At 59.3% G+C, this 26351-nt stretch carries 23 protein-coding genes; 15 read left to right on the forward strand and 8 right to left on the reverse strand.

What is annotated here, in order from left to right; genetic code table 11:
- Positions 1-48: 48 nt before the first annotated feature.
- The 4 genes from BCF11_RS06015 (at position 49) to BCF11_RS06030 (ending at position 4918) form a co-directional block, all read left to right on the forward strand.
- A complete protein-coding gene (locus BCF11_RS06015; protein ID WP_098493940.1) occupies positions 49-792 on the forward strand; it encodes a 1-acyl-sn-glycerol-3-phosphate acyltransferase in 744 nt (247 codons plus the stop codon).
- Between the two features lie 16 nt (positions 793-808).
- Positions 809-1753, forward strand: coding sequence for a M48 family metallopeptidase (locus BCF11_RS06020; protein ID WP_199110766.1), 945 nt, complete (start codon positions 809-811; stop codon positions 1751-1753).
- An 86-nt stretch (positions 1754-1839) separates the two neighbouring features.
- A complete protein-coding gene (gene gloA / locus BCF11_RS06025) occupies positions 1840-2250 on the forward strand; it encodes a lactoylglutathione lyase (RefSeq protein ID WP_098493941.1) in 411 nt (136 codons plus the stop codon).
- A 490-nt stretch (positions 2251-2740) separates the two neighbouring features.
- Complete coding sequence (locus BCF11_RS06030) at positions 2741-4918, forward strand: ESPR-type extended signal peptide-containing protein (RefSeq protein WP_098493942.1); 2178 nt, start codon at positions 2741-2743, stop codon at positions 4916-4918.
- A 38-nt stretch (positions 4919-4956) separates the two neighbouring features.
- On the opposite strand, the gene rsmA is transcribed toward BCF11_RS06030, so the two are convergent.
- The 4 genes from rsmA to BCF11_RS06050 form a co-directional block, all read right to left on the reverse strand.
- Positions 4957-5730, reverse strand: a complete 774-nt coding sequence (rsmA, locus tag BCF11_RS06035; protein ID WP_098493943.1) for a 16S rRNA (adenine(1518)-N(6)/adenine(1519)-N(6))-dimethyltransferase RsmA — start codon at positions 5728-5730, stop codon at positions 4957-4959.
- A 68-nt stretch (positions 5731-5798) separates the two neighbouring features.
- Entirely contained in the window at positions 5799-6866 is a 1068-nt protein-coding gene (gene pdxA / locus BCF11_RS06040) for a 4-hydroxythreonine-4-phosphate dehydrogenase PdxA (protein ID WP_098493944.1), read from the reverse strand.
- A 43-nt stretch (positions 6867-6909) separates the two neighbouring features.
- Positions 6910-8325, reverse strand: coding sequence for a peptidylprolyl isomerase (locus tag BCF11_RS06045; RefSeq protein ID WP_233212392.1), 1416 nt, complete (start codon positions 8323-8325; stop codon positions 6910-6912).
- Positions 8326-8383: 58 nt separating this feature from the next.
- Positions 8384-10744: an LPS-assembly protein LptD gene (locus BCF11_RS06050; protein ID WP_233212393.1), complete on the reverse strand. Its 2361-nt coding sequence runs from the start codon at positions 10742-10744 to the stop codon at positions 8384-8386.
- A gap of 197 nt (positions 10745-10941) precedes the next feature.
- Between BCF11_RS06050 and BCF11_RS06055 the strand changes: the two genes are divergently transcribed.
- From BCF11_RS06055 to BCF11_RS06075, 5 genes are all read left to right on the forward strand, one after another.
- Positions 10942-11991, forward strand: a complete 1050-nt coding sequence (locus BCF11_RS06055) for an aminoglycoside phosphotransferase family protein (RefSeq protein WP_098493947.1) — start codon at positions 10942-10944, stop codon at positions 11989-11991.
- Between the two features lie 159 nt (positions 11992-12150).
- Positions 12151-12858 (forward strand): N-acetylmuramate alpha-1-phosphate uridylyltransferase MurU, encoded by a 708-nt coding sequence (gene murU, locus BCF11_RS06060; RefSeq protein WP_098493948.1) that lies wholly within the window; start codon positions 12151-12153, stop codon positions 12856-12858.
- 34 nt (positions 12859-12892) lie between these two features.
- Positions 12893-14245 (forward strand): aminopeptidase P N-terminal domain-containing protein, encoded by a 1353-nt coding sequence (locus BCF11_RS06065; RefSeq protein WP_098493949.1) that lies wholly within the window; start codon positions 12893-12895, stop codon positions 14243-14245.
- 55 nt (positions 14246-14300) lie between these two features.
- Entirely contained in the window at positions 14301-14954 is a 654-nt protein-coding gene (locus tag BCF11_RS06070) for an HAD family hydrolase (RefSeq protein ID WP_369827836.1), read from the forward strand.
- Entirely contained in the window at positions 14951-16123 is a 1173-nt protein-coding gene (locus BCF11_RS06075; protein ID WP_098493951.1) for an FAD-dependent monooxygenase, read from the forward strand. Before BCF11_RS06070 ends, BCF11_RS06075 begins: the two co-directional genes overlap by 4 nt.
- A gap of 76 nt (positions 16124-16199) precedes the next feature.
- Here the strand turns inward: BCF11_RS06075 and BCF11_RS06080 are convergent, their stop codons facing one another.
- The 4 genes from BCF11_RS06080 to BCF11_RS06095 form a co-directional block, all read right to left on the reverse strand.
- Positions 16200-17636: an NAD(P)(+) transhydrogenase (Re/Si-specific) subunit beta gene (locus BCF11_RS06080; protein ID WP_098493952.1), complete on the reverse strand. Its 1437-nt coding sequence runs from the start codon at positions 17634-17636 to the stop codon at positions 16200-16202.
- Positions 17633-17959, reverse strand: a complete 327-nt coding sequence (locus tag BCF11_RS06085; protein ID WP_098493953.1) for an NAD(P) transhydrogenase subunit alpha — start codon at positions 17957-17959, stop codon at positions 17633-17635. Before BCF11_RS06085 ends, BCF11_RS06080 begins: the two co-directional genes overlap by 4 nt.
- A gap of 74 nt (positions 17960-18033) precedes the next feature.
- On the reverse strand, positions 18034-18396 hold the full coding sequence (panD, locus tag BCF11_RS06090) for an aspartate 1-decarboxylase (RefSeq protein WP_061534353.1): 363 nt from the start codon (positions 18394-18396) through the stop codon (positions 18034-18036).
- 120 nt (positions 18397-18516) lie between these two features.
- Entirely contained in the window at positions 18517-19632 is a 1116-nt protein-coding gene (locus tag BCF11_RS06095; protein ID WP_098493954.1) for a Re/Si-specific NAD(P)(+) transhydrogenase subunit alpha, read from the reverse strand.
- Between the two features lie 332 nt (positions 19633-19964).
- Here BCF11_RS06095 and BCF11_RS06100 point away from each other — a divergent pair, with 332 nt between their 5' ends.
- The 6 genes from BCF11_RS06100 (at position 19965) to BCF11_RS06125 (ending at position 26337) form a co-directional block, all read left to right on the forward strand.
- Positions 19965-20456, forward strand: coding sequence for an NUDIX hydrolase (locus tag BCF11_RS06100; RefSeq protein WP_098493955.1), 492 nt, complete (start codon positions 19965-19967; stop codon positions 20454-20456).
- The gene (gene mnmA / locus BCF11_RS06105; RefSeq protein ID WP_098493956.1) at positions 20443-21561 is read left to right on the forward strand and encodes a tRNA 2-thiouridine(34) synthase MnmA; all 1119 of its coding nucleotides are present in this window, start codon (positions 20443-20445) and stop codon (positions 21559-21561) included. The genes BCF11_RS06100 and mnmA overlap by 14 nt, the downstream gene beginning before the upstream one ends.
- Positions 21562-21926: 365 nt before the next feature.
- On the forward strand, positions 21927-22199 hold the full coding sequence (locus BCF11_RS06110; protein ID WP_098493957.1) for a DUF4148 domain-containing protein: 273 nt from the start codon (positions 21927-21929) through the stop codon (positions 22197-22199).
- Positions 22200-22468: 269 nt separating this feature from the next.
- A complete protein-coding gene (locus BCF11_RS06115; protein ID WP_098493958.1) occupies positions 22469-23989 on the forward strand; it encodes an efflux transporter outer membrane subunit in 1521 nt (506 codons plus the stop codon).
- 12 nt (positions 23990-24001) lie between these two features.
- Positions 24002-26131, forward strand: coding sequence for an FUSC family protein (locus BCF11_RS06120; protein WP_098493959.1), 2130 nt, complete (start codon positions 24002-24004; stop codon positions 26129-26131).
- 2 nt (positions 26132-26133) lie between these two features.
- Complete coding sequence (locus BCF11_RS06125; protein ID WP_098493960.1) at positions 26134-26337, forward strand: DUF1656 domain-containing protein; 204 nt, start codon at positions 26134-26136, stop codon at positions 26335-26337.
- The last annotated feature ends 14 nt before the right edge of the window (positions 26338-26351 follow it).

Raw genomic sequence — 26351 nt, forward strand, 5'->3', positions numbered from 1 at the left:
GGGCGCCTCGGCAATAATGCTTATTTAGAAAAAATACCTGGAGTCTGCATGTTGCGTTTTTCCCTGTTTTTGCGTTCGCTGCTGTTTGCCGTGCTGATGGCAATCCTGACCGTAGTCTGGTCGCTAGCCTGCGTTCTGTTTGCCCCCTTCCCATACGCCCGCCGTTATTACCTGACAGCGCGCTGGAATGTCATCGTGATCTGGATGGCCAAGGTCATCTGCGGCATCCGCTATGAGGTCAAGGGCTTCGAGAATTTTCCGGATGCGCCTGCGGTGGTACTGAGCAAGCATCAGTCGGCCTGGGAAACCATCTTCCTGCTGCAGATGACGCCGCGGCCACTGGTGTTCGTGTTCAAGAAATCGCTGACCTACATCCCCTTCTTCGGCTGGGGCATTGCCTTGCTGCGCATGATTCCGATCGACCGCAGCAAAGGCCGCGACGCTTTCGCCCAGGTGGTGGTGCAAGGCCGCAAGCGGCTGGCTGACGGCCAATGGATCATCATGTTCCCGGAAGGCACGCGGATCCCGGTCGGGCAGACCGGCAAGTACAAGAACGGCGGCACCCGCCTGGCGGTTGAAACCAATACCGTGGTGGTGCCGATTGCCCATAACGCCGGCGAATGCTGGCCGAAGAATTCCTTCATCAAGAAGCCGGGCCTGATCACGGTCTCCATCGGCAAGCCGATCGCTCCGGAAAACCTGGATAGCAGCGAGCTCATGGCAAAAGTCGAAAATTGGATAGAATCTGAAATGCGGGTGATTTCACCCCATGTCTATTCCAAGCAAAAATAATATTCACTAGCCAACATTGAAACTATTGCATCAAAAACCAACTAAGCCACGCCTGGGGCCGGATGCACGGCCCCAGGGCAAGCTACCGCTGCAACAAGCGTTGCAGCTGGACCTGTTTGCCGACGATTCAATCGCCAGCACGCCGGCAGCGCCGCAAACCCCCAATCCAAGATCGAATCCTCGCTTGACCCCGGTGCCACAGACGCCCCTGGCCGGCGAAGCTGGCGCGCTGGCGCCAGGCAAGCGCCGCCTGCATTTTGGCGAACACACCCTCGATTACACCCTGCTGCGCTCCAAACGACGCTCCATCGGCTTCCTGATCAGCGACGACGGCCTGCGCGTCACCGCCCCAAAATGGGTCACGCTGGGCGATATCGAAGTGGCCATCCGCGAAAAGAAACGTTGGATTTTTACCAAGCTGAGCGAGTACCGCGATCGTTCCACCCGCCGCATGCAGCCGCAGATGCAGTGGCGCGACGGCGAGACGCTGCCCTACATGGGCCGCAGCATTACCCTGCGCATCCACGCCACGCAAAAAGCCGGCATCCATTTCGACGACGCCAGCGACCAGCTGATCATCTGCCTGCCGGCCGATGCCGGCGAGCAGCAACTCAAGGATCGCGTATTGGGCTGGCTGCAGCTGGAAGCCAAGCGCGTGTTCGGCGAGCGCCTGCCGATCTATGCGAAAAAGCTGGGCGTCACTTACCAGTCGTTTGCGCTATCGTCGGCCACCACGCAATGGGGTTCCTGCACTTCTGAAGGCAAGATCCGCCTCAACTGGCGGCTGATGCATTTCGCGCTGCCGCTGATCGATTACGTGATCGCCCACGAGTTGTCGCATCTGCGCGAGATGAACCACAGCCCGCGTTTCTGGGCCACGGTGCAATCGATTTTCCCCGAGTTTGAAACAGCCAGGAAGACCCTGCGTGACAGCGCCCAGGAAACCCTGCCAGTTTTCTGAGGCCGGCGCACGCAGTCGGCCGCATCGCTTTAAAATAGCGGCTCAGGCCTGAAAAAAATCTCCCTTCCCAACCATCGAGAACACTTATGCGTATCCTCCATACCATGCTGCGCGTCGGCAATCTGCAACGCTCCATCGATTTCTACACCAAGGTGCTGGGCATGAAGCTGCTGCGCACCAACGATAATCCTGAGTACAAATATACCTTGGCCTTTGTCGGCTACGGCAGCAATCCCGATCATGCCGAACTCGAACTGACGTATAACTACGGTGTTGAAAGCTACGAGCAGGGCACGGCATTCGGCCACCTCGCGGTGGCGGTGGAAGACGCCTACAAGGCTTGCGCCGACGTCAAGGCGCAAGGCGGCAATGTGACGCGCGAAGCCGGCCCGGTAAAGGGCGGCAGCACGGTGATCGCTTTCGTGCAGGATCCCGATGGCTATAAAGTCGAACTGATCGAACGCAAGGATGGCATTTCCGCCAACGCTGCTTTATAAGCCATCCTATACAGAAAGATGACAAGTTGCGGATGGCAATGCGCATTTTTCCCAATGCGTTTTATGCCCGATAGAGACACCTACGACAGCATCGGCTTCGTATAGCCGTGGTCATCGAGGGTGATCAATTCCGATATTGACCCGCGTCTTATCCCAGACTAGCGGGCTATTACAGTCCGCCAGATCCGGGAAAGAACGCGCTGCGGTTTTCCCTGAGCATTAGATCTGCTCATCAATTTCGCCAATCCATGGCGTCCTCGCACCTGCCTCGTCCGCCTGATGGCGACTGTGCTGCTCTCTGATTTTCTGCCTCTGCATTTTAATAATGAAGAATGCGAGCCCATTCGGCCAGCCTCCCGATTTATTCCCTCGCCAGCCCGAACTCCCCTGGAAATAACCTACAAAAATCTCGGAATAGTCCTATTTCCCAGATAAAAAATACATCCCATGCTTCAACGGTAGTTATTAAAAATATATCGGAGGAGTCATCATGAATCAGTCATATCGCGTAGTTTGGCAAGCGTCCACGAATACTTGTTGCGCCGTCTCGGAACTGGCTAGAACCAAGGGAAAATCCAAGTCTCGCAAGACGGGGCACGCCAAAATGCTGGCCCGCATTGTCGCACTCAGTCTCGGCGTGACGGGAGCTGGCGCCGCGCTTGCCAATACGGAAAACACAGAAGAGGCAACTACCGGCAGCCAGCTTCAGGCCAATTGCATCGCCGCCGACGAGCGTGCCCAACGCCGCCTCAATGCCAGCGATAAAAACGACTGCAAGGACGATTCAATCAAAGCTGGCCCGAGTACATTTACGACTGCATTGCAAGGGTCTGGTGTTACCTCTTCGACGCTTGACGCCAGCGCACAAGCTCGCACCAGGATTGCTGCGCCTCCAAACTCCGGCGCCGACGCCACAGCAGACGAGCAGTCCCTGGCCGCAAACAGCATGGCGCCCGGTGCGCGCTCCGACGCCGCGGGCGTCGACAGCATATCCGCCGGCAAAGCAGGCAACGAACGCAAGATCACCAATGTCGCAGCTGGCACCCAAGCCGCCGATGCAATCAACAAAGCGCAGCTGGACGCTTTGGCCTACAGCGTTGGCGATGCCAGCCATTACCTGGCAGTCAACGGCAGGGGCGATGGCAGCGATGATGCGATAGCGGCCGGTGTCAACTCAAGTGCCTTCGGCATAGATGCGCAGGCCAATGGTAATGGAGGTTCACTTGCAGTCGGCGCCTACAGCACCGCACAAGGACATTTTAGCGCCGCGGTCGGGTCAGAGAGTTATGCGCTAGGCGATTTTAGTACGGCGCTAGGGCCATATGCCTCCGCATTATCGGACGGCACTACCGCGCTGGGTGCTGAGTCGATTGCCTTTGGCGACCAGAGCATTGCGGTTGGTTCCAGATCCGCAGCGATAGGCACAGCATCAATCGCCATGGGTAATTTTGCAAAAACCGAAAATACGGGTGCAATCGCTATCGGTAGCCAGTATCAAGAGGCTGAGGGTGAAATTGGCATCCAAGAGGCAGCTTACGCAAATGGACGCAATGCCATTGCGTTTGGTGCAGGTGCGACCGCATATGCAACAGATAGTCTTGCGCTCGGCCCAAGAGCAATCGTGGAAGCAAATAATTCTGTCGCACTGGGTGACCACGCCCTTGCTGACCGCACCAATACCGTCTCAGTTGGCAATGCCAGAGCCTCAGATGGCACCGTCGTACAAACCCGTCAAATCGTCAACGTCGCCGCCGGCACTGAAGACAACGACGCAGTCAACGTAGGGCAAATGAATAGCGCCATCGGCGAAGTGAACACCAGCATCGCGGGCGCATTGACGTATGGCGACGCCAGTAAGCAAAAACTGACTTTGGCCGGCGTCAACGGTTCTGTCATCGACAACCTGGCCGACGGTACGCTGACTGCCGGCAGCAAGCAAGCAGTCAACGGTGGCCAGCTGTTTCAGCTCAGCGACAATCTTGCACAAATGCTGGGTGGCGGCGCGATGATGGGAGTGAACGGATTTACGGGCCCGGTGTTTGGTGTCCAGGGCGGCAGCTATCACAATGTCGGCGATGCCTTGGGCGCCCTGGACGGAGCACTGGACTCCCTCGGAAATCGTGTCAGCAACCTGGAAAGCGGTGGCGTTCAGGCAGCCGCGAACTCGCCCAAGCCAGTCGCCAAGATAGCGCGCGACGTCGCACCACCAGCGGCGCCGGCCGCGGCTCCTGGCGCCGGTGCAGATACAGGCAAGGATATCGTGACGCAGGACCAGCTTGATGAAGTCAAGGACTATGCCGATGCGGGTAACAAGCAGACTTTAGGCAGCGCCAACCAATATACCGATAGAAAGGTGGCGAACATGGTCACGCAAAGCGACTTCAACGACTTCAAGGGCAGTGTCGACCAGCGCTTTGACACGGTGCATAAAAAGATCAGCCGGGTCGGCGCCATGGCCAGTGCGATGGCCGGCATGGCTGGCGCGATAGCGGCTGCACCGCCGAATGACAACCGGGTCAGCGCCGCGCTCGGCGGTTATGGCGGACAAACGGCGCTGTCCCTGGGCTACGCCAGACGCATCTCCAACAGCGGCGCCTTGCTGGTGGGCGCTTCTGTCGCCAGCGGCGGTGAATCCAGCGGTACGGTCGGCGTCAGTTTCGGCTGGTAAGGCAGCAAACAAGGCAACAAACCATATCTGCGAAAGAATCAGGCCAGACGGTTCGCCAACGCCACAAACAATTCCATCGACACGGTTTCAGGCCGCGACTGCGGGTCGACGCCAGCATCAATCAAGTCATTCTCGGTAAACATGCCGGCCAGGCAGTTGCGGATCACCTTGCGTCTTTGTGTAAACGCTTTCAGCACGACATCTTCCAGTTTCTTCTGGTCGCAAGCCAGGGGCTGGGCGATCGGAATCATCCGTACGATGGCAGACTCCACTTTCGGTGGGGGATCGAAAGCGGTCGGCGGCACGATGAACATCAGTTGCATGGTGTAGCGCCATTGCAGCATGACGGACAGGCGGCCGAAGGCTTTGCCGCCGGGTGTGGCCACCATGCGTTCCACGACTTCCTTTTGCAGCATGAAGTGCTGGTCCTGCACCTGCGGCGCGATCTGCGCCAAGTGGAACAGCAAAGGGCTGGAAATGTTGTAAGGCAGATTGCCGACCACGCGCAATTTCTTGTCGCCGCTCAGGGGAATGCTGCTGAAGTCGAATTTCAAGGCATCGGCGGAATGCACATGCAGGCGCGCCGGATCGAAATTCTTTTGCAGGCGCGCTACCAGGTCGCGATCCAGTTCGACCACGTGCAATTGCTGCAAGGACTCCAGCAGCAGACTGGTCATGGCAGCCAGGCCGGGGCCGATTTCAACCATGTTGTCGTCGGCTTGCGGCGCTATCGCGCTGATGATGTTGTACAGCACGGTGTCATCAGTCAGGAAATTCTGGCCGAAGCGCTTGCGGGGAATGTGATTCTTCATATTTTTCTTTATTTGCGAGGCAGAGCAGCTAAAACAAACAGGCGTTGTTCAAGCGTCGAAGCAAGGTGCTACTTTTTCCCGGATTGGCTCAAGCGCACCATTTGCGCCGCGACATTCAGCGCCGCCAGCATGCTGCCGTGATCGGCGTGGCCGAGGCCGGCGGCGGCAAGATCCAGGGCGGTGCCGTGATCCACCGAAGTACGGATAAACGGCAAGCCGAGCGTGATGTTGATGCCGTGTCCGAAGCTGGCGTATTTCAATACCGGCAAACCCTGGTCGTGATACATCGCCAAAACGCAGTCGGCATCCGCCAGGTATTTTTGCTGGAACAGGGTATCGGCAGGATAAGGCCCGCTGACTGCGATGCCGTTTGCCTTGGCTGCCTGCAATACAGGGCTGATGATATCGATTTCTTCGCGGCCCAGATAGCCGCCCTCGCCCGCATGCGGATTGAGGCCGGTCACCAGGATACGCGGCTGCGCCAGCCCGAATTTATTTTTCAGATCGGCGTGCAGGATAGCGATAGTACGGCTCAGGCTTTCAAAAGTGATCGCCGCGGCGACATCTTTCAGCGCCAGATGCGTGGTCGCCAGCGCCACCCGCAGCGGCGGCGTGGTGCGATCGGTAGCCAGCATCATGACTACCTGGGCGGTAGCGCTTTTTTCAGCCAGGTATTCGGTATGGCCGGTGAACGCCACGCCGGCATCGTTGATCGTGCTTTTTTGCAGAGGCGCGGTGACTATGCCGTCGAAAATACCTTGCTGCGCGCCATCAATCGCGATATCCAGCGTGCGCAGCACTGCCCGGCCGTTACGCGCATCCAGCACGCCCGGCTGCACATGGGCATCCAGCTGGCAGTCGATCACGGCAATCTGGTCAGTTGAGAAATTCGGTAAACCATTGTTGCGGAAGGCTTGCTGCGACAAGGCTACCAGCCTGATCTGCGGATCGATCGCCGCTGCAGTCATCGCTAGGAAAGCCGCGTCGCCGATCAGCACACTCTTGATCTGGGCGCGCAGTTCCCAGGCGGCCCTGATCGAGACTTCTGGGCCGATGCCGGCCGGCTCGCCGCAGGTGACGGCCAATACTGGCCGCTGCCGTGCGCCGGTCGCAGCGGCCGTGATTGAATCAGACATGCGCAGCTTTCAAGAATTGCCCGATGCGAGGATTACAACGCGATCAGTGATCGTCGTTACGGTATTCGACATAAGTACGGTCGCGCAACTGACGCAGCCATTCGTTGGTGGCTTCTTCAGTCTTGCGTTCACGGATCGCCATGCGGGCCGCCAGGCGCTGACGCTCTTTCGACACATCGTTGGTCTTGCGTTCCACCACCTGGATCAGGTGGTAGCCGAATGGCGATTCGATAGGTTCGCTGACCTGGCCGGGCTTCAAGGCATCCATCGCGCGTTCGAATTCAGGCACGGTATCGCCGGGATAAACCCAACCCAGATCGCCACCCTTGGATGCCGACAAATCGTTGGAATACTGCTTGGCCAGGTCTTCAAACTTGGCGGCGTTGTTGTCCAGGCGTTCTTTCAAATCGACCAGCCGGCGGCGCGCTTCCGCTGCGGTCACGGTTGGCGTGACCTTGATCAGGATATGGCGCACATGGGTCTGCTGCACCGGCGCGGCCGTATCTTTGGGCACGCTGGCAGCGGCACGCTTGTTGATCAGCTTGACGATATGAAAACCGTTGGCGCTCTTCAGGATGGCCGATACCTGGCCGGGAGCCAGGTTGGCTACTGCCTCGACATACAAGGAAGGCAGGCGGTCTTGCGAGCGCCACCCCATGTCGCCGCCGGTCAGGGCATCGCTGGCATCGGAAAATGCGGCAGCGACGGCGGCGAAGTTGCCGCCAGACTTGATCTGCTGCATGGCTTCTTCCGCACGCTTGGAGCGCTGCGCAATCTGCTCGGCCGTTGCGTTTTCAGGAACGCGCACCAGAATCTGCGCTAAATCCAGTTCCTGTGCATTTTGCTTGTTGCTGCTGTCGGCGGCGATGTAGTTGTCGACTTCCGATTCCGAAATCTGGATCTTGTTGTCAACTTCGCGTTCGCGCAGGCGCTGCAGCAGCATCTCTTGCCGGATTTCTTCACGGAAAGCCGGGTAAGGAATCTTGTCGACCGCCAGCTGTTTCTGGAAGTCCCCCATCGACAGCTTGTTTTGCTCGGCAATCCGGCCGATTGCGCGGTCCAGCATGACGTCGTCCACCGACAAACCGTTCTCTTTCGCCAACTGCACTTCGGCGCGCTCAAGAATCATGCGCTCGAGCAATTGTTTTTGCAGCTCAGCCACTGGCGGCAATTCAATATTCTGTGCCTTCATGCGCTGCACCACATCGCCCATGCGCTTGGCCAACTCCTGCTGAGTGATCACATCCGTGTTCACCACTGCGAGGATGGCGTCGACGGTTTGCGGAGTTGCCTTGGATACCGGCGCTGCCGTTGCAGCTGCCGGTGCTGCGGCTGCAGCCTGGGCAACCAGAGGTGGCGTAATCTGCTTCGACACAGCTTGCGCCCAGGCGCCGCCGGCAGTTGCGGACAACAGCACGAATGCCATCGCTGTGAGTTGAGTTTGATTGGTTTTACGCATAATTGGAAAAACGTTCATGGGTGAGAATAATCTGAAGAATGACGGGAGAATAACAGGTTCAACGGCTAATGAAAGAGTCGGGCTGATTGATATTCTGATAACCTGGAACGCTGCTACGCAGGGCTTGCATCGGATTCGACCCGATACTTGATAAACCATTCAACTCAAGTTGCACGAATATACCCGTAGTCGTGCGGGTTGACGACGTCGGCGTACGCTGTCCCACCACGCGGAAGACCCAGCAATCGGCCTTGTACTCCAGTCCAAGCAGGCTTTGTCCGACGGCTTTTTCCTGCAAGGAATAAGTAACGCGGCCAACGCCGTACCAGCGCTTGCTCAAGGGCCACTGGGCAGATACGTCAAATTGCTTCAGGTATTTATTATCCAGGAGGAGCGGATCAAAGTTGGTGTGATCCAGCTGATAGGAGAAATTGATGACTTTTTTCGGAGCCGGTTGCCATTTGATGGTCGAATTGGCGCGCACCCATTGATTATTGCTCTGGCTGTATTGAATGGTGTTGTCGACACCCAGCGTCGGCGTTACCTGGCCACCCGCCATCAGCAGCAAATCAGAGCGGCTGGTGGTAATGTTATCGGTAGCGGTCAGGGCAACGCGCGGCTGGGTAAAGTACATGCGTTGGCCAATACCAAGGCGCAGGCGCTCCACGCCAGATTCCTCGATAAATCGGGAAATCAACGCAGTCGTCAATTGATTGGCGTCACTGATGCGGTCATGACCGGTATAGCGGTTTTCCGTAAAAATCTGGGCAAAGTTAAAGTCCGCCGCGCCGCTGTCGAATATAGGAAACTGACTCTGATCATGGTACGGCGTACGCACATAGAACACGCGCGGCTCCAGCGTCTGCGTCATTGTCTTGCCAAAGAATTTGGCATCGCGTTCGAAGACCAGGCCGGCATCCAGCGAGAAAGTCGGCAGGACCCGGCTGAAATCGTTGCCCAGGGATGTCGAGCCGGTTAGGCCCGGCGCCTGGGTAGGCAGATTCGCTACCCCGAATTTATTCGGCGTAACGCTATAGGCCGTCGCATCCAGCTGGATCTTCGGAGTAATGAAATAGCCGGGACGAATGATCGGATAGGAAAGCTGCGGATTGATATAGACCCGTTCGCCACCCAACGGATTCAAAGTGGTACTCATATAAGACATGCCGCTGCCTTGCGGAAAGTCAAACTGGCTATTCCAGAAACGTGTGTATTGCGCGTTCACGGTCCAGTCAAATCCGTAGATGTCCTGTTTGCCGGCAGTAAATGTCACTTGCGGCATGCGATCATACGGACGGCTAATCGTTGGCTGGTTTGCAGAATTAAAATCCTGCAAGATCTGATAGCGTGAAGCCAGTGCCGCCACGCTCCAGAAAGATCCTCCATAGTTCAAATCGAATTCTCGATTCAAGCTACGCAAAGAACTCTGGGTAATCGAACGCGTAAAGTCGTCCGGATAATTATTATCCGAGGCGAAGTTAACATTCCAGCCCATCGTCAAGCCGGGAAACAGTGTCTGCGTATGAATTGACTGCACCGCATAACGATCGCTCTTGGTCAGCCTATCATCAGGCAAGTACTCAACCTTGGTCTGACCGCTATAACCCGCACCCATATAACGCGCATCCCCCCCCATCTGCAAGCCACGCTGGCTGATGATGTTCGGATAAATCGTCAAATCGCGATTCGGGGCGATATTGAAGTAATACGGCAAGTTGAATTCCAGGCCGCCATTGTTGGTAGTGCCGATAATCGGCGGCAAGACGCCGGACTGCCGGTCGTTCGACAAGGGGAAAGACAAGCTCGGCGAACCGAGGATAGGCACGCTCTTGAAATACAGAATGCCATTGTGGGCGACCCCTTCGCCCAAGCCACTGTCAACATCCAGCGTACTGGACTTGATATACCAGTCCGGCTTGGTGCCAGGACAGGTCGTATAGTTGCCTTTGACGATTTCTGACCGGTCCTCATCGAGAAAATTGATGCGTTCAGCACTACCGTGGCCATCATTGGCCTGGAACCAGTAAGTCGGATTGGTCAGGTAGCCTTGCCCGGAATCCATGTTCAACTTCAGATCGTCGCCGGTGTATCTGTCGCCATAGCGATTCATCCGTACGCAGCCATGGGCTTCCGCCTCATTCTCGACAATCCGGTAAATCCCTGTATTGGATTTGACATTGGTGCCGCCGCGGGTCAAGTCAACATCATTGTCCAGGTTCAGCAAACGGTCAGGACGCCCGGTCATCTGCTCCGCTTCAACCGTAGTCGGCGCATCGGTATCGTTGACGCGCGGCGGCTTGGCCTTCGGCGGGCTGGCCTGCGTATTTGGCGCTACCGGCGTCGTCACTTCGACAGACTGCGCCCAGGCCCACATCGGCATGGACACCGCCGCAATGACCGAGGCCACCAGGACAGTCATGCGCCGCAGGGCCGGCAATTGGGACGCAGCCGGACCGGACCGGACTGGACCTGAACATGGCTGGAGAGACTTAGGAAGCGCTGAGGAGGACCGGGTCATGAAATGAATTTGGCAAACACCATAGCAGGCGATTTTTTGAAATTAATCCCTTATTATATGGGAACTCACCACCAACAGCCGTTTTACTGGATTGCTTAATGTCTTTATCACAGTCTGCCCCTGCTTTGCCCGATCTGCGCCAGACTCAAATTGTCGAATGGCTAACTACGCTCAACGACATTCCCACCTTGCCGGCAACCTTGCGGCCAGCCTCTGCTGACGCCAGTTTCCGCCGTTATTTCCGCATCGATACGGCCGCCGCCGGCACCCTGATCGTGATGGATGCGCCGCCGCCGCAGGAAGACGTGCGGCCCTTCATCGAGATTGGCGCGCTGTTTGCCGGCATCGGCCTGTCGGTGCCGGCGGTCCTGGCGCAAGATGTCGAACGCGGCTTCCTGCTGCTGTCCGATCTGGGTTCCACGACCTATCTACAGCAACTCACCAGCGACAGCAGCATCGAAAATGCCCACAAGCTCTATATGGATGCCGTCGACGCGCTGGTATTGCTGCAAACCAAGAGTCAACCGGATGTGCTGCCTGAATACGACCGTGCCTTCCTGTTGCGAGAATTGCAAATATTTCCTGAGTGGTATATCGGCAAGCATCTGAAGGCAACCCTGAGCGACCAGCAAAGCGCCGATCTCAACAAGGTGTTCGACGCCATCCTCGCCAACAACCTGGCGCAGCCACAGGTATTTATCCACCGCGACTACCATTCGCGCAACCTGATGGTGCTCGCCGACGGCAATCCCGGCGTGCTGGATTTCCAGGGCGCGCTATACGGCCCGATCAGCTACGACATCGTTTCGCTGCTGCGCGACGTCTACATCCAGTGGGACGAAGCCCAGGTGCTGGACTGGATGATACGCTACTGGGAACGGGCCAAGCGTGCCGGCCTGCCGGTGGCGCCGGACATCGACAGCTTCTACCGCGATTTCGAATACATGGGCTTGCAGCGGCACCTGAAAATCCTCGGCCTGTTCGCGCGCCTGTATCACCGCGACGGCAAGGAAGCCTACCTCAAGGATATCCCGCTGGTCATGGATTACGTCCGCAAGACGGCCTTGCGCTACCGCGAACTGATACCGCTGGTGCGCTTGCTGGACAAGCTGGAAGACAAGACGGTGCAAGTTGGTTACACCTTCTAACGTATTGGGGACAGAGCTGCACGAGAAGTGTCGCCCGGATAGGGTTTAAGAGTCGCCGTAGCGCGACGAATTACACTTCCCGTGCAGCACTATCCGTGCGACTCTGTCCTCAACTGATCAAGCAAGAAGATTGAAGTATCAGATGAATTTCGCAAAACAATGAGAGCAATGATATTTGCCGCCGGTCGCGGCGAGCGCATGCGCCCGCTGACCGACACCATTCCCAAGCCCTTGCTCAAGGTCCGCGGCCGGCCGCTGATCGTCTGGCACATCGTCAACCTGGTACGCGCCGGCATTACCGAGATCGTCATCAACCACGCCCATCTGGGGCAAATGATCGAAGAAACGCTGGGCGACGGCAGCAAATACGGCGCCGCCATCCAATATTCAGCAGAAGAGGTGGCGCTGGAAACCGCCGGCGGCATCGCCAAGGCCCGCCATCTGCTCGGCGAAGAACCGTTCGTGGCGATCGCCGGCGATGTCTACTGCCCGCATTTCGATTTTGAACAGGTCAAGAATACGCTGGAAGACAAGGACCTGTGGGGCCAGCCCCATCCGCTCGACAAGCGCGACGTGGCCTGGCTCTACCTGGTGAAGAACCCGCCCCACCATCCGCAAGGCGACTTTGGCCTGCACAGCTTTTCAGTCAGCAACGACGGCGAACCCGGCCACACCTATACCTACTCGGGCATCGGCGTCTATCGCCCCTCGATGTTCGATGCGATCAACCCCGGCCAGCCGGAAAAACTGGTCACCCTGATGCGCGAATACGCAGCGCGCGGCCAGCTCGGCGGCGAGGTGTACCGCGGCGACTGGACCGACGTCGGCACTATCGAACGCCTGGATCAACTCAACGCGCCGCTGTAAGGCAGCGCACGACAACCTGTTACAGAAATTAGGAATGAGCGCCAACATGACTCCTTACAGCACACGCCGCAGCAAACTGATCGCGCAAATGCAAGCCATGGGTGGCGGCGTCGCCATCATCTCGACAGCGCCGGAGGCAATACGCAACGCGGATTCCGATTTTCCCTACCGTCACGATAGCAGCTTCTACTATCTGTCCGGCTTTACCGAACCGGACGCCGTGATCGTGCTGGTGGCCGGTAAGGATCCCAAGGCGATCCTGTTTTGCCGTGAAAAGAACCTGGAACATGAAATCTGGGACGGTTACCGTTTCGGCCCGGTCGCAGCTCGCGAGCAACTCGGCTTTGACGCCGCTTTTGCCATCGATGAAATCGACAGCGAAATGCCGAAGCTGCTGGCCGATGCGCCGGCGATTTTCTACACGCTCGGCAAACAAGCCAAGCGCGACGACCAGCTGCAAGGCTGGCTAGGCAAGCTGGCTCGCCAGGCGCGTGTCGGCGTCAGCGCGCCGGCCACTATCCACAGCCTGGATCCGCTGCTGGCGGAGATGCGACTGTTCAAGGATGCCTCCGAACATGCCATCATGCAGCGCTCCGGCCAGATTGCCGCAGGCGCTCATCGCCGGGCGATGCGCATGGCGCGTCCCGGCCTGCGCGAATACCACCTGGAAGCGGAAATCCTGCACGAATTCCGCAGCAACGGCGCCGCATCGCCGGCCTATACCTCGATCGTCGCCGCCGGCGCCAACGCCTGCGTGCTGCACTACCGCGCCGGCAATACCGAATTGAAAGACGGCGACCTGGTGCTGATCGACGCCGGCTGCGAATTCGAAAGCTACGCCTCCGACATCACCCGCACCTTTCCCGCCAACGGCGTCTTCTCTGGCCCGCAAAAAACCATGTATGAAATCGTACTGGCGGCGCAACACGCGGCGATTGCCGCCACCCGCCCAGGCCAACGCTTCATCGATGGACACAATGCCGCCCTGCGCGTGCTGGCGCAAGGCATGCTCGACACTGGCCTGCTCATCAAGAACAAGGTCGGCAGCCTCGACGATGTCATTGCCAACGGCGATTATCGCCAGTTCTACATGCACAGCACCGGCCACTGGATCGGCCTCGATGTGCATGACGCCGGCGCTTACCGCGAACCAGGCGAAGCCGCACCGGCAGGCGAGCAAAAGCCATGGCGCAAGCTGCAGCCGGGCATGGTCACCACAGTCGAACCCGGCATCTACGTGCGGCCCGCGGAAGGCGTGCCTGAGCAATTCTGGAATATCGGCATCCGCATCGAAGACGACATCCTGGTGACTGCCGACGGCAACCTCAACCTGACCCGCGACGTCCCGACCTCGGTGGCCGAGATCGAAGCCTTGATGCGCAAGTGAAGCAGCGCCCGTTAGCGTACTGCGATACGCCGCGGGCGCTGTTATCATGACGGCTATGACTCTTGCCACCATCGCTACTACACCCACCATCGTCGTGTTCGATCTCGGCGGCGTCCTGTTCGACTGGAATCCGGACTACCTGTTTCGCAAGCTGATCGCCGACGAAGCAGAGCGCAAGTGGTTCCTCGCCAACATCTGCAACGGTGCATGGAATATCCAGCAGGACGGCGGCCGCTCGCTGGCTGAAGCAACCGCCAGCCTCAGCGCGCGCCATCCGGAACACGCATCCCTGATTGCAGCCTTCTATGCGCGCTGGGCGGAAATGCTGGGCGGCACGCTGGCGCCGGGCCTGGCGATTTTCGAGGCGCTGGAAGCTGGCGGCGTGCCCTTGTACGCCTTGACCAACTGGTCGGCCGAAACCTTCCCTTACGCTCGCGGCAACGCCCCTTACCAGCCGGTCCTGCAACGTTTCAAGGACATCCTGGTGTCGGGCGAAGAAAAACTGATCAAGCCGGATCCGCGCATCTACCAGCGCATGCTGGAACGCATACGCGTACATTATCCCGAGGCTCAGCCAGAGCATCTGGTCTTCATCGACGACGTCGAACGGAATGTGCTGGCCGCGCGCGCACTCGGCTGGCGCGCCATCCATCACAGCGATCCGGCGGCAACCGCCGCGCAACTGCGTAACTGGGGTTTGCCGGTATGAGCGATAACAGCAACCAGCAAAGCGAGACCGATGCCGACATCGCCATCTGCGGCGCCGGCCCGGTCGGCCTCAGCCTGGCCGCACTGCTGGTAAAACGCGGAGTGCCGGCGGCGCGCATCGCCCTGATCGACGCCAAGACGGTTGAACTGGCGCGCCAGGATCCACGTTCGCTGGCGCTGTCCTTTGGCAGCAGCCAGATCCTGCAGGCAATCGGCGCCTGGCCGCTTGCAGCCACCGCAATTCACCAGATTCACGTCTCGCGCCGCGGCCACTTCGGCCGCACCCTGATCCAGCGCGACGAGTTCCAGCTGCCGGCGCTCGGCTATGTCACCCGCTACGGCACGCTAGTGACTGCGCTCGCTGCACTGCCGGCGCTGCAAGATGTCCAGCTGCTGCGGCCACTGCAGGTGACTGCAAGCACCGAACATGAAAACCGGGTGGAACTGCAGCTCTCAGACGGCCGCGCCCTGCACGCTAAATTAATGGTGCAGGCGGAAGGCGGCGTGTTCGGCGCGCAAAGCGACAAAGCGCTGCAGCGCGATTACCAGCAGGTCGGCATCGTCGCCCATGTCCAGGCCAGCGCCCCGATTGCCCAGCGCGCCTTTGAACGCTTCACCGACCAGGGCCCGCTCGCGCTGCTGCCGCAGGACGATGGCCACGGCAACAACTATGCATTGGTCTGGTGCGTGCGCCCCGCTACCGCCAATAATTTGCTGGCGCTGGACGACGCCGCTTTCCTGGAAGCGTTGATGCAAGCCTTCGGCGGCCGCCTGGGACGATTCACCAAGACCACGCCGCGCAACAGTTTTCCGCTCGGCCTGAATGCACGTCCCGCGGCCTCTGCCAGGACAGTAGCAATCGGCAACGCGGCGCAAACCCTGCATCCGGTCGCCGGCCAGGGCCTGAACCTGGGCCTGCGCGACGCCACGGTGCTGGCGCGCATGCTGGCGGCCGACATGTCCTCGGAGACGCTGCTGCAATTCACCGCCGCCAGGCAGTCCGACCGCAGCCTGACGATACACCTGACCGACGTCATGGCGCGAATCTTCGCCAGCGCTCCCGACGGCGCCTTGTCGCAAACCCTGCTCGGTCTTTCCCTCGGCCTGGTCGATGTGGTCAAGCCAGCGCGGCGCCTGCTGGCGCAGCAGATGATGTTCGGCCGCCGCTGATCTCAAGCAGCGCTCAATATAAAAAAAGCCGCGCCGGATAAACCTGGCGCGGCTTTTCGGCAAGAGCGGCCGGGGCTTAGTCTATCCCTTTCACCATATCTTCAATCACCTTCTTGGCGTCGCCGAACACCATCATGGTCTTGTCCATGTAGAACAGCTCATTGTCCAGCCCGGCATAGCCGGAGGCCATCGAGCGTTTGTTGACGATGACGGTCTTGGCTTTGTAGGCCTCCAGGATAGGCATGCCGGCAATCGATGATTTCGGATCCTTGGCAGCCGGATTGACGACGTCGTTGGCGCCCAGCACCAGCACCACATCGACCTGTGCGAATTCGCTATTGATGTCTTCCATCTCGAACACCTGGTCGTACGGCACTTCGGCCTCCGCCAGCAACACGTTCATATGACCTGGCATGCGCCCTGCCACCGGATGGATCGCGAACTTGACGGTGACACCCTTGTGCGACAGCTTTTCAGCCAGTTCCATCAAGGCGTGCTGGGCGCGCGCCACCGCCAGGCCATAGCCAGGAACGATGATGACGGTTTCAGCATTTCCCAGCAAAAACGAGGCGTCGTCAGCGGAGCCGGATTTCACGGGACGCTGGGTTTGCGCACCACCCGTTGCCGCAGCGGCGGCGTCGCCGCCAAAGCCGCCCAGGATCACATTGAAGAACGAACGATTCATCGCCTTGCACATGATGTAGGACAGAATCGCGCCGCTGGAACCGACCAGCGAACCGGCGATGATCAGCATCGAATTGTTCAGCGAAAAACCGATGCCGGCCGCGGCCCAGCCCGAATAGCTGTTGAGCATCGACACCACCACCGGCATATCGGCGCCGCCGATCGGGATAATGATCAACACCCCCAGCGCAAACGCGATGACGGCCATCAGAATGAAGGGCAGCCAGGATTGGGTCAGCACAAAGATGAGCCCTAGCCCCAGCATCGCTACGGCCAGCAACAGGTTGATGAAATGCTGCCCCCTGAAACTGACTGGAGCGCCCTGGAACAGGCGGAATTTATACTTGCCCGACAGCTTGCCGAAGGCGATCACCGACCCCGAGAAGGTAATCGCGCCGACGAAGGTGCCGATGAACAGTTCGATGCGGTTGCCGACCGGCAGCGCCTCGCCGTGCGCCGCAATGCCGAAAGCCCAGGGCTCGGACACCGCCGCCACCGCGATACAGACCGCCGCCAGGCCGATCAGCGAGTGCATCGCCGCCACCAGCTCCGGCATCTTGGTCATCTCGACGCGCTTGGCCAGCATCGCGCCGATGCCGCCGCCGACGATCACGCCGCCAGCCACCAGCCAGAAACCCAGGCCAGCACCCTGCGATTCCGCTTTCAGCTTGACGATCAGGGCAATCGTGGTGACTACCGCGATCGCCATGCCGGCCATGCCGAAAGCATTGCCGCGCCGCGCCGAAGATGGATGCGACAAACCCTTGAGCGCCTGGATGAAGCAGACCGAGGCGATCAGGTACAGCAAGGTCACCAGGTTCATGCTCATTGCGCCGCTCCCTCTTTAGCCGCCGGCTTGGCCTTCGGCTCTTTTTTCTTGAACATTTCCAGCATGCGCTGGGTCACCAGGAAGCCGCCGAACACATTGACTGCCGCCAGCGCCACCGCCAGCGTGCCGGCGACCTGGCCGACCATGCCCTCGGTCAGGCCAGCCGCCAGCATGGCGCCGATGATGATGATGGCGGAGATGGCGTTGGTGACCGCCATCAGCGGCGTGTGCAAGGCTGGCGTAACGGTCCAGACCACGTGGTAGCCGACGTAGATCGCCAGTACGAAGATGATCAGGTTAGTGATGGTGTGCGTGACTTCCATGGTTTCCCTTTAATGGAGCGAGCTCGAATGACTTCCACTACGTCATTCCCGCGAACGCGGGGATGACACGTCTTTTAGATCTTTTTCAAACCGGTGATCTTGTTGTTGTCGTCGACAAACACCACTTTCGGCACGTAGCTGCGCGCTTCTTCGTCGGAAAGTGGAGCATAGGTACAAATGATCAGCAGATCGCCAAGGTGGGCGCAGCGGGCGGCGGCGCCGTTCAGCGAAATCTCGCCGCTGCCGCGCTTGCCGCGGATGGCGTAGGTCGAAAAACGCTGGCCATTGTTGACGTTGTACAGTTCGATCTTTTCAAACTCGCGGATGTCGGCCGCTTCCAGCAGGTCTTCATCGATCCCGCACGAACCTTCATAGTGCAGGTCGGCTTGGGTAACGGTGGCGCGATGAATCTTTGCGCGCAGCATGATGCGTTGCATAGTTATTTCTCCAGTTTACAAACCGCCGGCCGCAGCCGGTGATCTTTTACAGCTATTGATTAAAACGGTAGTACGTTCAAACGTGATTGTTCAAGATACTTGCCTGCTTGCCTACCTACCTTATTTGCGCAATACCTCGCCGGCACTGCACAGCAAAGTGGCCGCCACTATATCGTCTTCACGATTAATCACAAGCCCGCCTTCGGCATTGATGATCAGCTTGAGGAAATCCAGCAGGTTGCGCGCATACAGGGCCGAGGCATCGGCCGCCACCAGCGCCGCCAGGTTGCCTTCGCCGATGATGTGCACGCCGTGCTTGATGACGGTCTTGCCGCTTTCCGACAAGGGGCAGTTGCCGCCCTGGTCGACCGCCATGTCGAGGATTACCGAGCCCGGCTTCATGGCCTTGACCGTCTCTTCGCTGATTAATACGGGCGCCTTGCGACCAGGGATCAGAGCCGTGGTGATGATGATGTCAGCCTGCTTGGCGCGCTCGTGCACCAGTTCTGCCTGGCGCCGCATCCAGTCGGCCGGCATCGGCCGCGCATAGCCGCCGACGCCCTGGGCGATTTCCTTTTCTTCATCGGTGATGAAGGGCACATCGAGGAATTTGGCGCCGAGCGACTCGATCTGCTCTTTTACAGCAGGCCGCACGTCGGAAGCTTCGATCACCGCGCCCAAGCGCTTGGCGGTAGCAATCGCCTGCAAACCGGCGACGCCGGCGCCCATGATCAGCATGCGCGCCGCCTTGACTGTGCCGGCAGCGGTCATCAGCATCGGCATGAAACGCTGGTAGGTATTGGCTGCCATCAGCACCGCCTTGTAGCCGGCGATGTTGGCTTGCGACGACAGCACGTCCATTGATTGCGCTCGCGAAGTACGCGGTGCAGCTTCCAGTGAAAAGGCGGTCAGGCCATGGCTTGCCATAACAGCAATATTGTCGGCATCAAAAGGATTCAGCATGCCGACCACCACCGTGCCGCTTTTCAGCAGGGGCAATTCGTCGGCGCTGGGAGCACGCACTTTCAGCACGGTTTCCATGCCGAAGGCGGCAGCAGCGCCGACCACTTCAGCGCCGGCGGCGGCGTAGGCTTCATCCGTAATACTGGAAGAAATGCCTGCGCCGGACTGCACCAGGACCTGGTGTTTGGCCGCTACCAGCTTCTTTACCGTCTCCGGAGTCGCGGCAACCCGGGTTTCACCAGGCCGCGTCTCGGCGGGGATGCCGATTTTCATGTACTTCTCCCACTATGTTAAGAATTCTGTGGATTTATAGAGGATTTACCTTGGTAATCCCCCACAAACGGGTCTGAAACAGACCTAATCCGCCGCGCCCAGATGGCCTGGGTACTGGCGCGCAATTATCTGCATGGAATATTACACGGAAAAATTGCGGCCAAACAACCTGAGTCTTGATGTAGGTTATTTATCCTAAAATTAGCTTCCCTGTTGCAATTATGGCTAGAATCTGATCCGGTCGCCGTATCGGGGCATCTCTTTGCACTGCGCAGGTACTTCTGATCGAAAAACGGCAGGCAAGTTAAAATATCGGATTAACCGAGGAATTTATGACTGACGTTTGGAAACCCTCCGTCACGGTCGCCGCGATCATAGAGCGCGACGGCCGCTTCTTGCTGATAGAAGAAGCGACCAGTGACGGCATCCGCATCAACCAGCCAGCCGGCCATCTCGATCCCAACGAGTCGCTGCTGCAGGCGGTCGCGCGCGAAACGCTGGAAGAAACAGCACACGAATTCACCCCGACCGCGCTGGTCGGCATGTATATGGCTCGTTATGTGTCGGCGCGTACCGGCAAAGCGGTCACTTACTTACGTTTCGCTTTCTGCGGCGACCTGGGGGCCCAGCACGAGCAGCCGCTGGATCACGGCATCCTGCGCACCCTGTGGCTGTCGCGCGACGAAATGGCGGCCTGCAGCGAACGCCACCGCAGTCCGCAAGTGCTGCAATGCGTAGACGACTACCTGCGCGGCCAGCGCGCGCCCTTGTCCATGCTCAATACCCATCCCAGCGCCTATGGAGTAGAACATGAGCTCTCCTAAGAAGCGCGTGGTGATCGGCATGTCCGGCGGCGTCGACTCTTCAGTCTCGGCCTGGCTGCTGAAGCAGCAGGGCTATGAAGTGATCGGCCTGTTCATGAAGAACTGGGAAGACGACGACGATTCAGAATACTGCTCGACCCGCCAGGACTGGATAGACGCGGTCAGCGTAGCCGACGTCATCGGCGTCGATATCGAAGCCGTGAATTTTGCCGCCGAGTACAAGGACCGGGTATTCGCCGAATTCCTGCGCGAATACCAGGCCGGCCGCACGCCCAATCCGGACGTCCTCTGCAATGCCGAAATCAAGTTCAAGGCTTTCCTCGACCACGCCATGAAACTCGGCGCCGACCTGATCGCCACCGGCCACTACGCCCGCGTACGGCAGGCAGCTTCCGGCCGCTTCGAGCTGCTGAAAGCGGTCGACGCCAGCAAGGACCAAAGCTATTTCCTGCATCGACTGAACCAGTCGCAACTGTCGCGCACCTTGTTTCCGCTGGGCGAAATCCAGAAGACCGAAGTGCGCAAGATCGCTGAACAGATCCAGCTGCCGAACGCCAAGAAGAAGGATTCCACCGGCATCTGCTTCATCGGCGAGCGGCCATTCCGCGAATTCCTGAACCGCTACCTGTCGTACCAGCCTGGACCGATGAAAACGCCGGACGGCGATGTGGTGGGTGAGCACGTCGGCCTGAGTTTTTACACGCTGGGACAGCGTAAGGGCATCGGCCTGGGCGGCATGAAAACGCACAAGAACGCCGGCGGCGACAGCGATCCCTGGTATGTGGCGCGCAAGGATGTGGCAAACAACACTTTGTACATCGTGCAGGGCCACGATCATCCCTGGCTGTTGTCGTCGACGCTGCAGGCCGGCCAGCTCAGCTGGGTCGCCGGCGAGGCGCCGAAAAATACGCATTTGTCAGCCAAGACGCGTTACCGGCAGGCTGACATGGCTTGTGCATTCGACAGCGTGCAGGTCGAGGCCGGCGAGAATTTCGCGCTGCGCTTCAGCGATCCGCAATGGGCCGTGACGCCAGGCCAGTCTGCCGTGCTGTACGACGGCGACGTCTGCCTCGGCGGCGGCATCATCGAATCCTCAGACATATAGTCTGAGGCCCGTCTCGGTTTTACGTCTTGCAGGCGTAAAACCGGGCGTCCCCGCATTCCGCGCCGTCCTGGCCGGATCATTCATCCGACACATCCGAAACTTTTGCCAAAACACACTTTGTCGTGCAATTGCAACAATAAGTTCCCAAATATTATTGCTGAATATGGAATAGTAAATTTCCAATAAGGCCATTTATTGTTGATAGTGAAGTCTCTACACTGAACTTCATCGATGGGCGCAACACACAAGCAACACTGAATCAGCAATGCAAGTGCGCCGCTCACCGAGGCAGGACCCGACGGGCAACATAGCTACATGCCTGTACCGCCGAGCCCGGTGCCATCTATCAATCACTGGAGAAAAACATGAATGCCAAACAACTTATCGCTGGTCTCGCCGTTTTAGCCGTTGCCGGCAGCGCTTTTGCAGTTACCCCATATCCACCTGAAACACCGTTCGTCTCCACCAAATCGCGTGCCGATGTCCAGGCTGAAGTCGCGCAAGCGCAAAAAGACGGTACGCTGAACCAGGCGCGTAACCAGTATCCGACGGTTGCTGCCGCCGGCAAGACGGTCACCCGCGCTGAAGTCGTGAGCCAGATCGACAAGACCGAGCCATCGGTTTACAGCGGCAACTAAGTCGTAACAGCAACTAGCAATCAGTAACTGATGCGACCGTAACTCTTCAGGTTTAAAGAGTTAAGCAAAACGCCAGCGATGCTGGCGTTTTGCTATTATCCGGTCATGGTCCCGTACACCATGCCATAGCGCGGTCAGCGGCGTTACGCTGCATCAACAGACCGCGCCAAAGGATCGCTTCAGAAGATCGTTGCAAAAGATCGCTTCAAAAGATCGCGTCAAAAGATAATTACTCAGACCTCTTTTTCGCTCCACTATTTCGGGTCACCATGCGGTCCATTACCCCTTCCAAGCCTCACCTTTCCGCCAGCCTGCTGACAGCCTGTACGCTGGCCATCCTGCTAAGCGGCTGCGCTGATTTCTCGGGCATCAATCCGCAATCCAAGCTGACGGACGGCAGCACGCTGGCCGCAGGCTCTGCACTGAGCAACGTCGGCAACGCAGCGTGGCCGACCAGCGCCTGGTGGGAAAGTTACCGCGATCCGCAGCTCAATGCACTGGTGCAGCAGGCAGTCGCCGACAGCCCTAGCCTGAAAATCGCCCAGGCCCGCATCCGCCAGGCTTCTTCACTGGCCGGCATGGCGCGCGCAGCGACCTTGCCCAAGGTCGGCGCCGAGGCCAGCAGCACGCGCGGCCTGTATTCCGAGGAATACATTTTCCCGCCGCCGTTGGGCGGCAGCTGGAACTGGGACAATGAAATCACCGTTAAGGCCAGCTACGACCTCGACCTCTGGGACAAGGATCGCAGCGCGCTGGAATCGGCGCTGGATACGGTCCACGTCAGCGCCGCCGAAGCGCGCAGCGCCCAATTGAATCTGGAAACGGCGATAGTGCGCGGCTACCTGCAGCTGGCGACCCAGTTCGCGCTGCGCGACATCGCCAGCGCGACGCTGGCGCAGCAGACTTCTATCGCCAGCATCGCCCAGCGCAAACTGAACGCCGGCCTCGGTACGCGGCTGGAAGTCAGCCAGGCTGAAACCGCCTTGCCCGATGCCCGCTCCAACATCGAAAAAATCGACGAAAACATCGCCCTGCTGCGCAACCAGATTGCTGCTCTGAGCGGCAAAGGCCCCGGCAGCGGCGAATCCATCCAGCGGCCGCTTCTGGCCACAGCACTGACTGCCCCTGCCGACGGCAGCGACAGCAACGCGCAACTGTCGATCGCCCTGCCCGACAACGTCCCGGCGCACCTGATCGGCCGCCGTCCGGATGTGATCGCACAACGCTGGCGGGTCGAGGCCATGAACAAGAATATCGATGTCGCCAAGGCCGCTTTCTATCCGGATATCAATATCTCTGCCTTCATCGGCCTGCAGGCGCTCGGCTTCAGCAATTTCCTGAGCGCCTCTTCCGGCGTGCGCGGCGCCGGTCCGGCGATTTCGCTGCCGATTTTTGAAGGCGGCCGCCTGCGCGCCAATCTGGGCGCCCAGACCGCTGCTCTCGACGGCGCTATTGAAAGTTACAACAACACGCTGGTGCAAGCCCTGCAAAGCGTGGCCGACCAGATCATCAAGCTGAAATCGGAACAGCAGCAGCGCGGCCAGTCGGAACAGGCGCTGGCGCTGTCGAAGAAATCCTACGACCTGGCCAAGCGCGGCTATCAGGCCGGCCTGACCGCCAACATCAACGTCATCCAAACCCAGCTGGTGCTGCTGCAGCAGCAATTGCGCGTAGCGCAAATCCGCGCCGGCTATCTGGATAGCTGGGCGCAGCTGATGCAGGCGCTGGGCGGCGGCCTCGGCGACGACCTGCCGCTGCCCACCGCCGGCGCCATCGCCGCCGACAAATAAGCGGCGGCCATCATGAGCGAGACCGCAAGCAGCCGCCAGTCCTGGCCGCATCACCTGGCGCAGGCCGGCGTCATCTGGGTAGAAAACCATGGCCAGGACCTGCTGCATGTCAGTAAAGTCTTGCTGGCGAGCTTGCTGGCGCTGGGGCTGTCGCTATTGTTCGACCTTTCCAAGCCCGGCACCGCCATGGTCACCGTCATCATCGTGCTGCAGCCGCGCAGTGGCCTGGTGCTGGCGAAGGGTTTCTACCGCTTCATCGGCACCGCGGTCGGCGTCATCGTGTCAATCATCCTGGCCGCCTCGTTTACGCAGCAGCCGGTGCTGTTCCTGGCGGCCGGCGCCTGCTGGCTGGCTTTCTGCACCGCCGGCTCGACCATCTTCCGCAACTTCCAGTCCTACGCTTTCGTGCTGGCCGGCTATACCCTGGTCATCGTCGGCTTGCCGGCCGCACTGCAGCCGGCCCAGGCTTTCGACATCGCCATGACGCGCCTGAGCGAAGTGATGCTGGGATTGCTGTGCGCCGGCGTGGTCAGCGACGTGCTGTTTCCCAAACATTTGTCCGACGTCTTGCTGTTGACGGTGCGCAAGCGCTTCGCCGACTTCAAGAAATTCATCGCACTGGACGACAGCGCCGCGGTTTCGCGGCCGGCGCGCGAACGCATGGTGCTGCGCTTTATCGGCGAAGTGATTTCGCTGGAAGCGCTGCGCACTTCCTCGGTATTTGAAAGCGCCAGCGGCCACCTGCAAAGCCTGCAGCTGCGCCAGCTGAACACCGCCTTCATGACCGCATCCACCACCTTCCACTCGCTCGACCAGCTGTTCGGCCGTTTGCAGGCAGCCGGCAAGCACAGCACGCTGGATGCCTTGATGATGGAATACAGGGCGATTGTGCGTGCCCTCTCCAGCCAGGACCGTATGCAACTGAAACAGGTCCGCAACGGAATTCCTGGGCGCCTGGCGGCCCTGCGCCGCGGCCTGGCCGCCAGCAGCATCAACAGCGACGGCAGCAATCTGCTGGATTTCGATTCTGCCACCGAACTGCTGGCCAGGTTCGCCGACGAATTGCTGATCTACGCCAGGATCCATGCCATTGTGATCCAGGCCGAGATGCATATGGCGGACGACGTCCAGCTGCCCGCGCACTATGTCGCGCGTACCGATCCGACCTTGATCGCCACTTCGGCGCTGCGGGCGGCAATCGGCTTCATCCTTTCTGCCTGGTTCTGGATCCAGACCGGCTGGGTTTCCGGCACCGATGCGGTGGTGATGGCGACCGTGGTCAGCGCCCTGTTTGCGGCGGCTCCCTCACCCATCAAGGTGGTGCGCCAGTTCATGATCGGCGGCGCGCTGGGCGGATTTTTCGGCTTCTTGTCGGCGTATTACCTGCAAGCGCAGGCCGAAAATTTCACCATGCTGTGCATCGCGCTGGCGCCCTTCATCCTGATCGGCGCCTGGCTCACCACCACCAAGAAATACTCCGGCATAGGCACCGGCATCCTGCTGTTTTTCTTGTCCTACGCCAGCATCGGCAGCAACTATCAGTTCGACATGCTGGAACTGCTCAACGGCATGACCGGCGGCCTGTTCGGCGTCGCCATCGCCTCGGTCATGTATCAGATCATCGATCCGTCCGACAGCCGCTGGATCAAGCGGCGCCTGGCGCGCGCCCTGCGCAACCAGGTAGTGGAAGCCTGCAACCGGCCACTGCCGGGCCTGGCCGGCCGCTTTGAAAGCGGCACCCGCGATCTGCTGGCGCGCTTCGCCATCACCCACTCGCTGGATAACGAGGATGACCGCGCCATCGTGACCTGGCTGCTGTCGGTGCTGGAAATCGGCCGCGCCGTGATCCAGCTGCGCCAGGAAACCCTGAGCATCGGCAATCCGGAAGTACACGGCAAGATCGAGGCAAGCATAGGCAGCATCGCCTTTCTGTTTGCGCGGCCCAGCCAAAGCCGCCTGCGAGCAGCGCTGGATGCCGTGCTGGCGGCGATTGCCGCATGCGCCGAGATGCCGGCGGTGCTGGCCAACCTACACCTGATGCGCGGCGCCATGCTGGAACGCGTCACCGTGCTGACGCCGGCCGAAACCACGATGCCGCCATCGCCCCTCAATCCAGCCACCGACGCTCCTACCGGGAATTGACCATGCCACGCGAAATCGCCCTCTTCGATGCACTCATCCCGACCCTGCTGCTGGTCTTCATCGCCTGCCTGTTCCTGCAGATGGCGATCGACTGGCTGTTTACCCGCCTCGGGCTGTACCGCTACGTCTGGCATCCCAGCCTGTTCCGCATCGCCCTGTTCTTTTGCATTTTCGGCGGCGCCGGGCTGTTGCTGCACGTTGTGTAATACCTTATTTAATT

The organism is Collimonas sp. PA-H2 (assembly GCF_002564105.1).
Classification (GTDB): Bacteria; Pseudomonadota; Gammaproteobacteria; order Burkholderiales; family Burkholderiaceae_D; genus Collimonas.